The sequence below is a fragment of the Sporomusa sp. GT1 genome (assembly GCF_014634905.1).
Lineage (GTDB): Bacteria > Bacillota > Negativicutes > Sporomusales > Sporomusaceae > Sporomusa > Sporomusa sphaeroides.
Window position 1 is genome coordinate 22,919 of record NZ_BMBX01000031.1, and the last position, 14,823, is coordinate 37,741.

The following is a 14,823-nucleotide window of genomic DNA, read 5'->3' on the forward strand; positions in this document are numbered from 1 at the left end:
AATGAAGATGAAGAGATCAAAACGTTTTGAAGTGTTGGAAGCCCGCCCTGTGAACCAGGATGGTTTCGTGGTCGAGTGGCCGGAAGTTGGCCTGATAGCTATGGGCAGCCCCAACGATCCTAAACCCAGCATCAAAATTGAAAACGGAAAAATTGTGGAGATGGACGGTATTCCCCGTTCCCAGTTTGACTTTATAGATCAGTTTATCGCCGATTATGCCATAGATACCTCGATAGCCGATAAAGCCATGGCGATGAGCGATGTTGAGATTGCCAAAATGCTGGTTGATGTCAATGTAACGCGTGACGAACTGGTTAAAGTGGTACGCGGTCTGACTGCCGCCAAAATTGTTGCCGTACTCAATACGATGAATGTCGTGGAAATGATGATGGCGTTGCAAAAAATGCGGGCAAGAAAAATTCCTTCCAACCAGTGCCATGTTACCAATACCCAGGATAACCCGGTGCTTATTGCCGCAGACGCAGCGGAAGCGGCTTTGCGCGGTTTTGACGAAATGGAAACAACGGTAGCTGTTGTTCGTTATGCTCCGTTCAATGCGCTTTCCATCCTGGTAGGTTCCCAGACAGGCCGCGGCGGCGTACTTACCCAGTGCGCTCTCGAAGAAGCAACCGAATTGCTCTTAGGCATGAGAGGGATTACCGCTTATGCTGAGACCATCTCCGTATATGGTACAGAAAATGTATTTGTCGACGGTGACGATACTCCCTGGTCCAAATCCTTCCTGGCTTCGGCCTATGCATCCCGGGGGCTTAAAATGCGCTTTACCTCCGGTACCGGTGCGGAAGTGCAAATGGGTTATGCCGAAGGCAAGTCCATGCTGTACCTTGAAGTGCGCTGCATCATGCTGACAAGAGGTGCCGGTGTACAGGGCCTGCAAAACGGCTCGGTAAGCTGCGTAGGTGTGCCTGCCGCCGTTCCTTCCGGTATTCGTGCCATCCTCGCCGAAAACCTGACAGCTGCCATGCTGGATCTGGAAGTGGCCTCCAGTAATGACCAGACCTTTACCCATTCCGACATCCGGCGGACTGCCCGCACCCTGATGCAAATGCTGCCAGGCACTGACTTCATTTGTTCAGGCTACAGCTCTTCGCCAAACTATGATAACATGTTTGCCGGTTCCAACTGGGACATTGACGATTATGACGACTGGAATATCATCCAGCGTGACCTTATGGTTGACGGCGGCCTTAAGCCTGTCGCGGAAGAAACCATTATTGCCGTGCGCAACAAGGCGGCTAAAGCCCTGCAGGCCGTATTCAGGGAATTTGGCTTCCCGGCCATCACTGACGAAGAAGTGGAAGCAGTAACCTATTGCCATGGCACCAAAGAGATTATTAAACGCAATGTAGTGGAAGATATCAAGGCGGCGGAAGACATGATGAAACGCGGCATCACCGGTGTGGACATTGTTAAGGCACTGGCCAAAAATGGTTTTGCCGATGTTGCCCAAAACACTCTGGGAATCCTCAAACAGCGTATTTCCGGCGACTATCTCCATACCTCGGCTATTCTCGATAAGGATTTGAATGTGGTAAGTGCCGTAAACAACCGGAACGACTATCGCGGCCCTGGCACAGGCTATCGCCTCAGCAAAGAGCGTTGGGATGAAATTAAAGATATACGCCAGGCGATTAAACCGTCTGATTTTGACGTGTGATTGTAGGGAGAGGTGGATAGAAAATGCAAATTAATGAACAATTGATTCGCGAAATAGTGGGCCAGGTGCTTGCCGGCATGGCGCCGCAGTCCGCGGCGCCGAAAGCAACCGGGCGCTCCATGACCCTGGTCGAACAGGGGGAAGCCCGGCCCGGAACCAGAACTGACGAAGTAATCATCGCGCTGGCGCCGGCTTTTGGCAAATATCAAAATAAAACCATTGTCAATATTCCGCACAGTGATGTATTGCGTGAAATGATTGCCGGTATTGAAGAAGAAGGGGTAAAAGCAAGAGTTATCCGGGTGCTCAGAACCTCGGATGTGGCCTTTGCCGCCCATGATGCGACCAAACTCAGCGGTTCAGGTATTGCTATCGGCATTCAATCCAGAGGCACAACGGTCATCCACCAGAAAGACTTGCCGCCGCTGAGCAACCTCGAATTATTCCCCCAATCCCCGCTGCTGGATCTGGAAGCCTACCGGCAAATCGGCAAAAACGCCGCCCAATATGCCAAAGGTCAGTCTCCTACGCCGGTACCCACCAAAAATGACCAAATGGCTCGTCCCAAGTATCAGGCCAAAGCAGCAGTACTTCATATCAAAGAAACTGAACACGTAGTTCCCGGCGCTAAACCGGTTGAGCTTGACGTACAGTTTTAACTAGACGGAGGTGAAAAAAGATGTCTGAAAATAAAATGATAGAAGATATTGTGCGTGAAGTATTAAAATCTATGGCCGGTGCGCCGCAGACGGCTTCGGTTTCAGGCCAGGTTCAGGCCGGGACCGGCGCAGGTCTTTGCCCGGAGCGTGACTATCCGCTGGCCAACAAACGTCCTGATCTCCTGAAAACACCCACCGGCAAAACACTGGCAGACATTACTTTAGATAAAATTATGAATGGTGAGGTAAAATCCGAGGATGTTCGTATTACCCCGGAAACCCTCAGAATGCAAGCCGAGATTGCTGACGGTGTAGGCAGGAGTCAATTTGCCAACAACCTTCGCCGTGCTGCTGAGCTTGTGGCTATTCCCGATGCCCGCGTCCTGGAAATTTACAATTCCCTGCGTCCCTATCGTTCCACTAAACAAGAACTGCTGGCCATTGCCGAAGAAATGGAAGTACAGTACAACGCAAAAATTAACGCCGCTTTCGTGAGAGAGGCCGCAGAAGTATACGAGCGCCGGAACCGTCTCAGAGCGGATTAAGGTGGGAGCTTTCATGCCGATCATTGCAGGCGTGGATATTGGTAATTCCACAACTGAAGTATGTTTGGCCCAACTGGAACAAGGCCGGACAAAAAAATATCTGGCAAGCAGCATTATCAAAACAACAGGCATAAAGGGAACTCTGGCCAATGTACCGGGTATTGTGACCGCCTTGCAAGAGGCGGCGCAGCAAGCCGGGCTGAGCCTAAACCAGATTGATGAGATACGGCTCAATGAAGCCACACCGGTTATCGGGGATTTGGCGATGGAAACCATTACGGAAACCATTATTACCGAATCCACCATGATTGGGCATAACCCTGCTACGCCAGGCGGCATTGGTTTAGGGGTCGGGATGACAATACCCCTGGCGCAGCTGTCTGCCGCCAGTCCGGGAGAACAGGTCATCTGCCTCATTCCGAAGGGCATAGATTTTGAAGACGCCGCCCGGGCGATCAATACCGCTATGGCCAGAGGTGTCGCCATACAGGGCGCCATTGTGCGGCAGGATGATGCGGTGCTCATCGTTAACAGGCTGGAGAAAAAAATACCGGTTGTCGATGAAGTAACCCTGATCGAAAAGGTGCCGGTAAATATGCTGGCAGCCGTTGAAGTTGCTCAGGCCGGACAGACCATCACCACCTTATCCAATCCTTATGGCATTGCTACCGTCTTTCAACTGACGCCGGAGGAAACCAAAATGGTGGTGCCTATTGCCAGAGCGTTGATTGGCAACCGTTCGGCGGTGGTTGTCCGGACACCGGCAGGCGATGTGAAGGCCCGTTCCATTCCCGCAGGTTTTATCACCGTTGTGGGACAAAAGGGGAAAGCCGACATCGATGTTGAGGCCGGTGCCGCGGCCATCATGGAAGCCGTTGAACGGGTGCAGCCGGTGCTTGATGTACAGGGCGAAGCCGGGACCAATGTAAACGGTATGCTGGAAAGGGTCCGGCAGGTAATGGCCGAACTGACCGGCCAGCCGGTGGCAGAAATGAAGATCCAGGACATACTGGCGGTGGATACCTTTGTTCCGCAAAAAGTCCAAGGCGGTCTGGCCGGGGAATTTGCCCTGGAAAGTGCGGTAGCTCTGGCCGCTATGGTAAAAACCAGCCGGCTGCCGATGCAGCAGATTGCCGACAAGCTCAAGGAAGAACTGCAGGTGCGGGTAGTTATTGCTGGCGTGGAAGCCAATATGGCCATTCACGGCGCCCTAACCACACCGGGTACGGATAAACCGTTAGCCATCCTGGATATGGGAGGCGGCTCCACCGATGCCGCCATCATTACCCGGGATGGGCAGGTTCATTCCATTCACCTGGGCGGCGCCGGCGACATGGCGACAATGCTGATTAACTCAGAACTGGGACTCAATGACTTTGATTTGGCCGAAGATATCAAAAAATATCCGCTTGCCAAGGTGGAAAGCCTGTATCATGTCAGGCTGGAAGACGGTACGGTGAAGTTTTATGATAATCATTTGCCGCCGCAGGTATTTGCCCGGGTTGTTATCCTGAAAGACGGCGGCATGGTCCCTATACCTTCAGATCATGCTCTTGACAGAATCCGGCATGTGCGGCGGGAAGCCAAGAAACGCGTATTTGTTACCAATGCGCTGCGCTCCCTGGCACGGGTTGCGCCTACCGGCAACATCCGGCATATCGAGTTTGTCGTGCTGGTCGGCGGCTCGGCCATGGACTTTGAGGTGGCCGACATGGTATCAGGCGCGCTGGCCGAATATGGCATTGTCTGCGGGCGCGGCAATATCCGCGGCAGTGAAGGACCGAGAAATGCCGTGGCTACCGGGCTGGTACTGTCTTATCTTGATAGCGGGGCGTGAGTAGTATGCAGATCGATAAAGCAGCAAACAAACCCAGCATCATTATTTGCACCTATCCGCATACCGGCTATGAAGCCAAGTTGCGGGAACTTCAGGCCGGCATGGAAGAAGAAGGAGTGCCCTGCCTGCTGGCAGACGCTGTAGCAGCAGATGCCGTGGCCCTTGCCTATAAAGGAGCGCAGGTTTCGCCGCTGGGCGTTGGCATCGGTATCAGTCCGGACTCTTTGTGCGTGCATTACCAGAAGCTGCCGGAGCGTCAGCCGCTGTTTGTGCTGGCAGGAGCAGGCTCGCAGGCAGAGTGGCGCACTTTTGGCTACAATGCAGCCCGGCTGGTAAAAGGTCTGCCATTTAAAACAACTGCGGCTGAGGTCGAACCGGCGGCAGCTGCGGCAGCCCCTGCTGCCAGCGGCTTGCGGGCAGTCTCGCGGGAACAGGGCACAAGCCGGCAAGCTGCCGCTAATGATGATATGGCTGAACTTTACGCAACCGTTCGCAAAATTGTCCTGAAAGTATTGCAGGAAAATGTGCAAGGCCATGGGGAGGTGAATACATGGTCAAAAACGCCTTAGGTTTGATTGAAACAGTGGGTTTGGCTGCCGGATTGGAAGCGGCTGATGCTGCCGTTAAAGCGGCTAATGTGGAACTGATAGGCTATGAGCTTACCAAAGGCGGGGGTATGGTTGTTATTAAACTGTGCGGCGATGTGGGAGCAGTCAAAGCTGCTGTGGACGCAGGTTCAGCCGCTGCGGCCAGGATAAATAAAGTGGTTGCCAAACATGTCATACCCCGTCCGCACGGTGAATTAGGCACAATGGTACTCTCCAGGGAAACAACAGGCTATAAGCCGCCGCAGCCTGTGCCGGCAGCCGATTGGGCATCTGCGGCACAAATGGCTGCCCCGGATGCGGCAGCAGAGCCTGCTGACCCCGGCAGCGAAAGTATGCTGACCGAAACAGGGCAGGAACCGGTTCAGGCACCGCCCCGGGAAGCAGTCAAACAAGAATCGCAAAACTCGTCAGAATGCTGCAACTTATGCGGCGACCCTGTGTGCCCAAGGAAAAAGGGTGACGCAAGAGTTACCTGCATTCATTATGATAAAAACAACAAGGAGGATGAATGAATATGCGCGGAGAGGCATTAGGAATGGTAGAAACAAAAGGTCTGGTGGGCGCTATTGAGGCTGCCGATGCCATGGTAAAGGCCGCTAACGTAACTTTGGTCGGCTATGAAAAAATCGGTTCAGGTTTGGTAACCGTTATGGTACGCGGCGACGTTGGGGCGGTAAAAGCCGCCACCGACAGCGGCGCAGCTGCCGCCCAGCGGGTTGGTGAACTGGTATCCATTCACGTTATTCCCCGTCCCCATACCGATATCGAAAAAATATTGCCCAAAGGTGAGTAACATCGCGTAGCAATTTCATCTATGGCAATCCCGGGGTGAGATGATGGAACAAAAACTAATTGAACAAATTGTAAGCCGGGTATTGGCTTCCCTGCCTGAGTTACAGCAGGCGAAAAAAGCTGAGCAAGGTATACCTGTAGGCGTATCCAACCGCCACATCCACCTTTCTGCCGGGCATATCGAAACCCTGTTCGGCAGCGGCTATGCCTTAACCAAGGACAAAGACCTCAAACAGGTGGGCGAATATGCCGCCAAAGAAACCGTAACCCTGGTCGGGCCGAAAGGTATTATCCGTAATGTAAGGGTTTTGGGACCGGTACGGGCCTTTACCCAGGTTGAAATATCCCGCACCGACGGCTTTGGCTTAGGGGTGGTGCCGCCGCTCAGGGATTCAGGCAACCTTGACGGTTCGCCCGGCATTGTTGTTGTTGGTCCCAAGGGTGCGGTTACCCTTACGCAAGGCGTAATTTGCGCCGCCCGGCATATCCACATGGAAGCAGCGGCTGCCCGGGCGTTGCAGGTAGCCGACGGCGACCGTGTCACGGTTAAGCTGCAAGGCCCCCGGGGCGGAACCTTTGACAATGTACTTATCCGGGTCAATCCGGATTTCCGCCTGGAATTTCACATTGACACAGATGAAGCCAATGCCGCAGAACTCAAAAACGGCGACATGGTGACACTGTGCAAGTAGGGGAGAACTACTGTGGACAATGAAAAACTTGTGGAGTTAATTACCGCTGAGGTACTGCGGCGGCTCGGCCGGGAAACCAGCCGGATACCGGCGAAACCGGCAGAACCCGCATATAAAGCGCTGGCTATTTTCACGGGTGGAACCATTGGTCTTGAAGTAAGCCTGGAAGAGTTGAAAAAATTACAGGCCAGAGGTATTGAAATCACGGTTGTGCTTTCACAGGCAGCTGAAACCATTATCGGGGAAAATTGGATCAAAGAGAAACTGGGTAGTCGCATACAGCTTGTCACTACCCAGTCCCCTTATCCGGGCAAACATTTGCGTGCCGCCGATGTGGTGCTGGTGCCTGTGCTTACACAAAATACAGCGGCAAGGCTGGCCCATACCCTGTCCGATACCATGGTTTGTACCGTGCTGCTTCAAGCCCTGATGCTTGGTAAACCCGTAATTGCGGCCAGCAATGCAGCCGATCCGGCAGATAACTGGCGAATGCAAAAAAATATGGCCAATGCGGCACCGGCGCTGAGAGAAGCTTTGGCTGCCAATCTCAAAAAAATAGAAACCTTCGGTATCCGGCTTATACCGGTAGAACGCTTAGCCGCAGCAGCTAAAGAGGTATTAAGACGGGAAGCGCTGCCTGTTTTACCGGGGATTGCGGTCAAGCCTGCCAAAAAACAAATCCTCGATGCTGAAGCCGTAAACCGTGCGGTCCGGAGTGGTCATAAAACCATTACTGTGGTGCAAGGTACGATTATCACGCCGTTGGCCTGCGATATCGCCAGAGAGTCCGGCTTACATATTGTTTACACATGATAATGAGGGAAAGCAATACGTGGAAACAGCGGGATTGCTGCGTTATTGCGGGCAATAGCGCAGCAAGCCCATCCCTGAAAAGTAAGGAGGGTGAAGCAATATGTGGGTAGGAAAGGTGATCGGGACCCTGGTGGCCACCGCCAAAGATGACAGTCTGGTTGGCAGCAAGCTGCTCGTCGTGCAGCCAGTGGCGCTGAGCAGTCAGCCGGCCGGCGCCCCTATTGTGGCGGTAGATACTATTGGTTCCGGCACAGGCGAGACCGTGCTTGTGGTGTCGGGAAGTTCTGCCCGGCAGGTAACCGGTAATCCCCGGTCGGCAGTGGATGCCGCTATTGTGGGGATTATTGACACCATGGAAATAGATAAAAGTTTACTCGAGGAGTAATCGGCGATGAAAGTGTATACCAAAACAGGTGATGAAGGAAAAACCAGTCTGCTGAGCAGAGAACGGGTATTTAAAGACAGTGTCAGAGTGCATGCTTACGGTACTGTGGATGAAGCCAACGCTGCCATGGGCCTGGCAAAATCCCTGATCGATAAAGAGTGGGCTGTTACTATTATTCATGGAATTCAAGCAGAACTCATAGCGTTAAATGCCGATTTAGCGACAGACAGCAGTGTGACGGACAGCAGCAAATATCGCATTACTCCCAGTCATGTAGCAAGACTGGAAAGCATCATTGACAAATTGGAAGAGCAGCGTATTCCCCAGCGGCATTTTATTACCCCGGGAGCAACAACAGCCAGCGCGGCGCTTGATTTGGCCCGGACCATTGTCCGGCGTGCCGAACGGTGTATTGTCAGACTAAGGCGTACAGAAACCGTGCCCCAGCCGGTTGCCCTGTATCTGAACCGGTTATCTGACCTGCTGTTTGTTTTAGCCAGGTGTGTGGAGCAGGAAGCTCTGATTACGAAGGTAACCCAGGCCGTAATGCGGGTTCTGCAAAATCATGGACAAAATGATGGAGGGACAAGTGATATGCTGGAAAGAGCCAAGAAAATGATAGCAGCTGCCGAAAAGAAAGCTGCCCAAATTGGTGTGCCAATGGTTATCGCCGTGGTTGACGCCGGTGGCAACCTTGTTGCGCAGGAACGGATGGACAATGCTTTATTGGCAAGTGTCTCCATTGCGCTCAATAAGGCTTATACCGCAGTAGCCCTCAAAATGTCTACAGACCAAGCTGCTGCTGTAGCCCAGCCCGGACAAATGCTGTATGGGATAAACACTACCGACAACTGCCGGATTGTTGTATTTGGCGGCGGCTTTCCCCTTTGGGAAAATGGTGCTTTAGTCGGTGGCATTGGAGTAAGCGGTGGATCTGTTGATGAAGATATGGCAGTAGCCCAAGCCGGTATTGCCGCTTTTTAATCCCTATTTAAATCGCTGAGGTTTTATAAAACAAATGGTGCCGGATGCAAGGCCCGGCGCGGACGGCCGTCATACAACGCTGCGCCGCTGGCGCTTAACCTCCGCTTATGCATAACGGCCGTCCGCGTCTCAGCAATGCTGGCGGTCGTAAGGACTGTGAGCGGTTTTTTAACAGGGGCACGGAAGGAGGAAGATACATGACTATTGATCAAAATTTAATTGCAAAGATTGCAGCCGAAGTAATGGCCAGAGTACAGGCACGGCAGCCGGAAACAGCTTCAGGCGGCGCAGGTATTTTTCAAACCGTTGATGAAGCTGTGGCTGCCGCCCGCGCCGCGCAAAAACAGCTGAAAAAACTGACGATAGAAAAACGGGAAGAACTCATCAAGGCTATGCGTCAGGCTGCTTGTGACAATGCAGTACTACTGGCTGAAATGGGTGTCAGCGAATCCGGCATGGGGCGCGTTAGTGATAAAGTCATCAAAAACCGGTTAGCTGCCACTAAAACTCCGGGAACCGAGGATCTCAAGAGTGAAGCCTGGAGCGGCGACCGCGGCCTGACGCTGATTGAAATGGGGCCATATGGAGTCATCGGCTCGATTACGCCGACCACCAATCCTTCGGAAACCGTGATTTGTAACGGGATTGGGATGATTGCCGCCGGCAATGCTGTTGTTTTCAGTCCGCATCCCACAGCCAAAGATACTTCGCTGGTAACGATAAAACTGTTAAATGAGGCCATCATCAAAGCCGGTGGACCGCCCAATTTACTGACCGCCGTTGCCGAGCCGTCACTGGCGGCAACCAACGCGATGATGCAGCACCCTGATATTAACATGCTGGTAGCCACCGGCGGTCCTGCCGTAGTCAAAGCCGTTATGTCCTGCGGTAAAAAAGCCATAGGTGCCGGTGCGGGCAATCCGCCTGCTGTTGTTGATGAAACGGCAGATATTGAAAAAGCGGCAAAAGACATTATTGACGGCTGCTCTTTTGACAACAATCTGCCGTGCATTGCCGAAAAAGAAGTTATCGTTGTCGGCAGTGTTGCCGATAAGCTGATGGCTTATATGCAGCGGTATGGCGCATACTTAATATCCGGTCCTGATGTCGACAGGCTGGCTAACGTCATTTTGACGGAAAAAGCAGAGCTGGCTGCTGCCGGCTGCACTGAGAAGCCGAAAAAATCCTATGCAGTCAATAAAAACTATGTCGGTAAAGATGCCAGGTACATTCTAAGTCAAATTGGCATTCAGGTACCTGACAGCATTCGCGCCGTTATTTGTGAGACTCCGGCCGAGCATCCGTTTGTTGTGGAAGAATTGATGATGCCGGTGCTGCCGGTTGTTCAGGTGAAAGATATTGATGCTGCCATAGAATTAGCCGTTAAGGTTGAGCATGGCAACAGGCATACCGCCATTATGCATTCAAAAAATGTAGATAATTTAACCAAATTGGCTAAAGCCATTGAGACTACCATTTTCGTAAAAAATGCTCCGTCCTATGCAGGTATCGGTGTTGGCGGGGAAGGATTTACTACCTTCACTATCGCCGGTCCGACAGGCGAAGGGCTCACTTCACCGCGCAGTTTTACCCGCCAGCGTCGCTGCGTGCTTGTTGATGCACTATCTATCGTGTGACCGGCCTGTGCTGCGGCCTCCTGCAGGGGGGGCGCGGCTGAGTCACCCGAAAAGACTGGCTTGAATATCGAGGCACTAGGCAAAGGAAGTAGGTGAGACGTATGCGGGAAGAAATTATTGCCGCAGTCAAGGCGGCAGGAGTTGTGGGAGCCGGCGGTGCCGGTTTTCCCACCCATGTTAAAATTAATGCCGGCGTGGACACCGTCATTGTTAATGGTGCCGAGTGTGAGCCGCTCTTAAGAGCCCACCAGCTTCTTATGGACACAGAAAGCGGCAAGCTGCTTATCGGGCTGAAGGCTGCCATGCTGGCTACCGGCGCGCGGCGCGGGGTTATTGGACTCAAACGCAAATATGAGGCTGCCGCAGACAAACTGCAGGCAGAATTAAAACAGGCAGAGGAGCAGGAGATTGCACTCTTTTTCCTGGCAGATATCTATCCGGCCGGTGACGAGCAGGTGCTTGTTCATGAAGTAACTGGCAGAATTGTGCCGGAAGGCGGTATCCCGCTGCATGTTGGCGTGGTGGTGGCCAATGTTGAAACTCTGATCAATATCGCGGAGGCGCTTACCGGTAAGCCGGTGACCGAAAAATACGTTACCGTCACCGGGGCCGTCAGCAAGCCGGCTACCTTTAAAGCACCTATCGGTATGGCTATCCGGGAGCTCATTGAACTTGCGGGTGGAGCCACCGTCCGGGACTATGCCGTCATTGACGGCGGCCCTCTGATGGGCAGGCTTACTACGGTTGATCAGCCTGTGACTAAAACCACTGGCGGCATTATCGTACTGCCGGCAGAACATTCGCTGGTCAGTCAAAAAAATATACCCTGGCCGGTTGTGGCTAACCGGGCCAAGGCGGTTTGCTGCAACTGCCGGGCTTGTACAGATGTCTGTCCCCGTTATCTCTTAGGCCACAGCCTGGAACCGCACCGGATTATGCAGGCGCTTGGCCGGGGACAGTGCAACGAAAGTGATGTTGTCACCCAGGCTTTTCTCTGCTGTGAATGCGGGGCTTGTGATACTTTTGGCTGTACGATGGGACTGTCGCCGCGCCGGGTCAATGCCGAACTGAAGCGGCAATTTGGCCAGGCGGGGATTAAGAATCAACATAATGTCAAACCGCACTATCCCCGTACCACCAGGCAGTATCGCCTTATTCCCGCAAAGCGGCTGCTTTACCGCCTGGGGCTGGAGCCCTATGATGGCAACGCTCTTTTAGTGACAAACCCGGTCACAACGCAAGCGGTCAGGATATTGCTGTCACAGCATATTGGTATTCCGGCCCAGCCGATTGTACGCGTGGGTGCCATGGTCAATAAGGGTGACCTCATTGCTGTCATACCCGAAGGGGCAGTTGTGGGATGCAATCTGCATGCCAGCATTTCCGGCCAGGTATCTGTCGTGGACGATGCAATCACCATTCAGGCAATGTCATGAAGCAGGGGGGAAGACAATGAAACGAGCCATAGGATTGGTGGAACTTACGAATATTACCAGAGGAATTTTGGTGGCTGACACAATGTTGAAGGCCGCCAATGTGGAACTGCTGCTTGCTCAACCCCTGTGTCCGGGCAAATATGTCGTCATGGTTAGCGGTGATGTCGGCGCGGTGCAAAGTGCAGTACGGAGCGGCAAGAGTGTTGGCGGCTCAGAAAACGTGGTGGACGAATTTGTGCTGTCCAACATTCATCCTGACGTATTCCAGGCATTATCGGGCTGTACTGAGGTTAAGCAGATAAAATCTCTGGGAGTCATCGAAAGCTATTCGGTGGCATCGGCGATTGTTGCCGCCGATACGGCCGCCAAGGCCGCTGCCGTGCAACTGCTGGAAGTGCGTCTGGCACGCGGTATGGGCGGTAAGGCGGTAGTATCGGTTACCGGTGAGATTGGCGCGGTGACGGCGGCTGTCCGGGCCGGCAGCAATTCGATTGCCCACACTGGTTTCCTGGTAGATCAGTTGGTCATTGCTGCGCCGCACCAGGGGCTTCATCAAGCCTTGTTTTAGATAATGAAAAAGGAGGTACATTATGTCGACTCCGTATTTCGGTGAATTTATGGGTGTAGCTGTTTTGTGTTTTCTTGGTAACGGGGTTGTTGCCAGCTCACTGCTGAAACTGTCAAAGGCAGAAGGTTCAGGCTGGTTTAATATTATTACCGGCTGGATGGTTGCTGTTGGCATGGGGGTGTATGTTGCCATTGCCTGCGGCGCACCCCAGGCCGACATTAACCCGGCAGTAACCTTTGCCAAATTGCTTAATGGGGTATACAACACCCCTGAAGCGCTTGTTATTATGGTGGCCCAGGTTGCCGGCGGCATTCTTGGCGGTTGTCTTACTTATTTGTTTTTCCGGGGTCACTGGGAACTTACTGAAGATCCGGGGATTAAGCTTGCCGTCTTCAGCACCGGTCCGGCAATCCGCAATTATGGTCAAAATCTGCTGTGCGAAATTATGGCGACATTTATGCTGGTCTTTGTAATTTTTGCGATGTTCTCCAAACCCGTAGGCGGGATGGCTCCGGGCTTTGGTCCGTTCATGGTCGCTGTTTTGGTGTGGGGCCTGGGGTCCAGCTTAGGGGGGACTACCGGTTATGCTATGAATCCGGCCCGTGATTTGGGACCAAGAATTGCTCATGCGCTTTGCCCGATTCCCGGCAAAGGCGCTTCTGACTGGGCGTACTCCTGGGTGCCGGTAGTCGGACCGTTTATTGGCGGTGGTATAGCGTTTGCCGTCGCCAAAAGTGCCGGCATTCTCTAAACAAGTAACCTGCCATTGGCTGTTGCCAGGAATTTCAATACAAAAATACGGCTTGCGCCCGGCCCTTGGCGGGCGGTGCAAGCCGATAAAAAAACAATGCTAATTTGATTTAGCATTGTTTTTTTGCACTGTCTCTGTGAATTACTTAATGACTGCCGCAGCTATGACCGTGTTCGTGGTCACAGGTATTGTCGGTGCTGGCAAGTTCGTTGCGCAGGTAAAGCGCAACCAGGTTTTCCGGTGTGTCCACAGGCGCGCCGCAGGCGACTGTTACGCCATGCTGCTGCAAAATAGCTTGTGCTGCTTCCCCCATACCGCCAACAATGATATCGGTACAACCTTGAGCGGCTACCCAGTTGGGAATAACGCCAGGCGCATGAGGCGGCGGGGTGAGGGCTTCCTGTTTGACGATTTCTCCATCCGTTACAGTAAGAATAGCGAATTGTTCACAGTGACCAAAATGGGTACAGAGTTTTCCCTGGACTACCGGAATTGCAATTTTCATGTTGCTTTTACCGCCTTTCAGCTTAGTTTGATGAGACAGATTACGCAGCAATTGGCTAACAATTTCCTGCATTTGCGTTTTGGTATGACTGGTCAAGGTATCAAGACTTTGGCCGGCATCGCCGGCGGTGACTACGCCGGGGTCGATAGGAAGCTGCCCCAAGAAGGGAAGGTGGTATTTAGCCGCCGTTTTTTCGCCGCCGCCGCTTTTAAAAATAGCATGGGTATTGCCGCAGGAGGGACAAACAAAACCGCTCATATTCTCAATAATGCCCAATACCGGCATTTTGACGGTCTGGCAAAATTGGATGGATTTGCGCACATCTGCCAGGGCAATTTCTTGCGGAGTTGTTACGACAACAGCTTGGCAGCCGGTTATTGTCTGAGCTACGGTCAACGGCTCGTCGCCGGTTCCGGGAGGGCTGTCAATGATCAAAAAGTCAAGCGGTCCCCAGTTTACCTCTGCCAAGAATTGACGAATAATCCCGATTTTCATTGGACCGCGCCAGATAAGCGGGTCATCAGGCTGCTTCAATAAGCCCTGAATGGATACTACCTTTACATTATCTGTATAATAATATGGCTGAATTTGGGTGCCAATGGTGTTGAGCGGTAAGCCGGTAAGTCCTAATAGCCCGGCCACACTGGGGCCGTGTACGTCGACATCAAGCAGACCTACTGTATAGCCCTGATTGCCCAGAAATACTGCTAAGCTGGTGGCAACCGTACTTTTGCCGACACCGCCTTTACCGCTCATGACTAAAATTTTGTGATCAACATTCTCTAAAAAACGAGTAATTTGCTGATCTTGTGCTTTTGCTTGCTGATCATTAGTATTACAGGCCATGTTAAACTCCATCTCCTCGTATTATAAAGTAGTAGTTATTAACGCCCCTCTTCAAGGGCAATGTGCTACACTGTAAGGGATACTGTG

At 52.6% G+C, this 14,823-nt stretch carries 17 protein-coding genes; 15 read left to right on the plus strand and 2 right to left on the minus strand.

Features of this window, described 5'->3' with window-relative positions; genetic code table 11:
* Positions 1 to 7: 7 nt before the first annotated feature.
* The 11 genes from GT1_RS19670 (at position 8) to GT1_RS19720 (ending at position 8,993) form a co-directional block, all read left to right on the plus strand.
* A complete protein-coding gene (locus tag GT1_RS19670) occupies positions 8 to 1,678 on the plus strand; it encodes a propanediol/glycerol family dehydratase large subunit (protein WP_188400139.1) in 1,671 nt (556 codons plus the stop codon).
* Positions 1,679 to 1,701: 23 nt separating this feature from the next.
* Positions 1,702 to 2,337: a propanediol/glycerol family dehydratase medium subunit gene (locus GT1_RS19675; RefSeq protein WP_188400140.1), complete on the plus strand. Its 636-nt coding sequence runs from the start codon at positions 1,702 to 1,704 to the stop codon at positions 2,335 to 2,337.
* A gap of 20 nt (positions 2,338 to 2,357) precedes the next feature.
* Positions 2,358 to 2,882, plus strand: a complete 525-nt coding sequence (locus GT1_RS19680; RefSeq protein ID WP_188400141.1) for a diol dehydratase small subunit — start codon at positions 2,358 to 2,360, stop codon at positions 2,880 to 2,882.
* Positions 2,883 to 2,895: 13 nt separating this feature from the next.
* Positions 2,896 to 4,719 carry a diol dehydratase reactivase subunit alpha gene (locus GT1_RS19685; RefSeq protein WP_188400142.1) on the plus strand — a complete coding sequence of 608 codons (1,824 nt, stop codon included), beginning with the start codon at positions 2,896 to 2,898 and terminating at the stop codon, positions 4,717 to 4,719.
* A gap of 5 nt (positions 4,720 to 4,724) precedes the next feature.
* On the plus strand, positions 4,725 to 5,288 hold the full coding sequence (locus tag GT1_RS19690; protein WP_188400143.1) for a glycerol dehydratase reactivase beta/small subunit family protein: 564 nt from the start codon (positions 4,725 to 4,727) through the stop codon (positions 5,286 to 5,288).
* A complete protein-coding gene (locus GT1_RS22675) occupies positions 5,270 to 5,839 on the plus strand; it encodes a BMC domain-containing protein (RefSeq protein WP_188400144.1) in 570 nt (189 codons plus the stop codon). The genes GT1_RS19690 and GT1_RS22675 overlap by 19 nt, the downstream gene beginning before the upstream one ends.
* Positions 5,840 to 5,841: 2 nt before the next feature.
* Entirely contained in the window at positions 5,842 to 6,120 is a 279-nt protein-coding gene (gene eutM / locus GT1_RS19700) for an ethanolamine utilization microcompartment protein EutM (protein ID WP_075755971.1), read from the plus strand.
* A gap of 40 nt (positions 6,121 to 6,160) precedes the next feature.
* Complete coding sequence (gene pduL / locus GT1_RS19705) at positions 6,161 to 6,811, plus strand: phosphate propanoyltransferase (protein WP_188400145.1); 651 nt, start codon at positions 6,161 to 6,163, stop codon at positions 6,809 to 6,811.
* A gap of 12 nt (positions 6,812 to 6,823) precedes the next feature.
* A complete protein-coding gene (locus GT1_RS19710; RefSeq protein WP_188400146.1) occupies positions 6,824 to 7,624 on the plus strand; it encodes a flavoprotein in 801 nt (266 codons plus the stop codon).
* A 100-nt stretch (positions 7,625 to 7,724) separates the two neighbouring features.
* Positions 7,725 to 8,009 (plus strand): EutN/CcmL family microcompartment protein, encoded by a 285-nt coding sequence (locus GT1_RS19715; protein WP_188400147.1) that lies wholly within the window; start codon positions 7,725 to 7,727, stop codon positions 8,007 to 8,009.
* Positions 8,010 to 8,015: 6 nt separating this feature from the next.
* Complete coding sequence (locus tag GT1_RS19720; RefSeq protein ID WP_188400148.1) at positions 8,016 to 8,993, plus strand: cob(I)yrinic acid a,c-diamide adenosyltransferase; 978 nt, start codon at positions 8,016 to 8,018, stop codon at positions 8,991 to 8,993.
* A 23-nt stretch (positions 8,994 to 9,016) separates the two neighbouring features.
* On the opposite strand, the gene GT1_RS19725 is transcribed toward GT1_RS19720, so the two are convergent.
* Positions 9,017 to 9,205, minus strand: coding sequence for a hypothetical protein (locus GT1_RS19725; RefSeq protein WP_188400149.1), 189 nt, complete (start codon positions 9,203 to 9,205; stop codon positions 9,017 to 9,019).
* On the opposite strand from GT1_RS19725, the gene GT1_RS19730 reads away from it, so the two are divergent.
* The 4 genes from GT1_RS19730 (at position 9,191) to GT1_RS19745 (ending at position 13,385) form a co-directional block, all read left to right on the plus strand.
* Positions 9,191 to 10,630, plus strand: coding sequence for an aldehyde dehydrogenase family protein (locus GT1_RS19730; protein ID WP_188400150.1), 1,440 nt, complete (start codon positions 9,191 to 9,193; stop codon positions 10,628 to 10,630). The two genes, GT1_RS19725 and GT1_RS19730, sit on opposite strands and share 15 nt — an antisense overlap.
* Positions 10,631 to 10,731: 101 nt before the next feature.
* Positions 10,732 to 12,066, plus strand: a complete 1,335-nt coding sequence (locus GT1_RS19735; RefSeq protein WP_188400151.1) for an SLBB domain-containing protein — start codon at positions 10,732 to 10,734, stop codon at positions 12,064 to 12,066.
* Between the two features lie 16 nt (positions 12,067 to 12,082).
* Entirely contained in the window at positions 12,083 to 12,634 is a 552-nt protein-coding gene (locus GT1_RS19740) for a BMC domain-containing protein (RefSeq protein WP_188400152.1), read from the plus strand.
* A 22-nt stretch (positions 12,635 to 12,656) separates the two neighbouring features.
* Positions 12,657 to 13,385 carry an MIP/aquaporin family protein gene (locus GT1_RS19745; RefSeq protein ID WP_188400153.1) on the plus strand — a complete coding sequence of 243 codons (729 nt, stop codon included), beginning with the start codon at positions 12,657 to 12,659 and terminating at the stop codon, positions 13,383 to 13,385.
* Between the two features lie 145 nt (positions 13,386 to 13,530).
* Here GT1_RS19745 and GT1_RS19750 read toward each other — a convergent pair whose 3' ends face one another.
* Complete coding sequence (locus tag GT1_RS19750) at positions 13,531 to 14,736, minus strand: iron-sulfur cluster carrier protein MrpORP (protein WP_188400154.1); 1,206 nt, start codon at positions 14,734 to 14,736, stop codon at positions 13,531 to 13,533.
* Positions 14,737 to 14,823: the final 87 nt, after the last annotated feature.

Excerpts from the sequence above, each read along its gene's own strand:
- GT1_RS19670 (WP_188400139.1), top strand. The coding sequence starts at position 8 with ATGAAGAGATCAAAACGTTTTGAAGTGTTGGAAGCCCGCCCTGTGAAC.
- GT1_RS19675 (WP_188400140.1), top strand. The coding sequence starts at position 1,702 with ATGCAAATTAATGAACAATTGATTCGCGAAATAGTGGGCCAGGTGCTT.
- GT1_RS19680 (WP_188400141.1), top strand. The coding sequence starts at position 2,358 with ATGTCTGAAAATAAAATGATAGAAGATATTGTGCGTGAAGTATTAAAA.
- GT1_RS19685 (WP_188400142.1), top strand. The coding sequence starts at position 2,896 with ATGCCGATCATTGCAGGCGTGGATATTGGTAATTCCACAACTGAAGTA.
- GT1_RS19690 (WP_188400143.1), top strand. The coding sequence starts at position 4,725 with ATGCAGATCGATAAAGCAGCAAACAAACCCAGCATCATTATTTGCACC.
- GT1_RS22675 (WP_188400144.1), top strand. The coding sequence starts at position 5,270 with ATGGTCAAAAACGCCTTAGGTTTGATTGAAACAGTGGGTTTGGCTGCC.
- eutM (WP_075755971.1), top strand. The coding sequence starts at position 5,842 with ATGCGCGGAGAGGCATTAGGAATGGTAGAAACAAAAGGTCTGGTGGGC.
- pduL (WP_188400145.1), top strand. The coding sequence starts at position 6,161 with ATGATGGAACAAAAACTAATTGAACAAATTGTAAGCCGGGTATTGGCT.
- GT1_RS19715 (WP_188400147.1), top strand. The coding sequence starts at position 7,725 with ATGTGGGTAGGAAAGGTGATCGGGACCCTGGTGGCCACCGCCAAAGAT.
- GT1_RS19720 (WP_188400148.1), top strand. The coding sequence starts at position 8,016 with ATGAAAGTGTATACCAAAACAGGTGATGAAGGAAAAACCAGTCTGCTG.
- GT1_RS19730 (WP_188400150.1), top strand. The coding sequence starts at position 9,191 with ATGACTATTGATCAAAATTTAATTGCAAAGATTGCAGCCGAAGTAATG.
- GT1_RS19735 (WP_188400151.1), top strand. The coding sequence starts at position 10,732 with ATGCGGGAAGAAATTATTGCCGCAGTCAAGGCGGCAGGAGTTGTGGGA.
- GT1_RS19740 (WP_188400152.1), top strand. The coding sequence starts at position 12,083 with ATGAAACGAGCCATAGGATTGGTGGAACTTACGAATATTACCAGAGGA.
- GT1_RS19745 (WP_188400153.1), top strand. The coding sequence starts at position 12,657 with ATGTCGACTCCGTATTTCGGTGAATTTATGGGTGTAGCTGTTTTGTGT.
- GT1_RS19750 (WP_188400154.1), bottom strand. The coding sequence starts at position 14,736 with ATGGCCTGTAATACTAATGATCAGCAAGCAAAAGCACAAGATCAGCAA.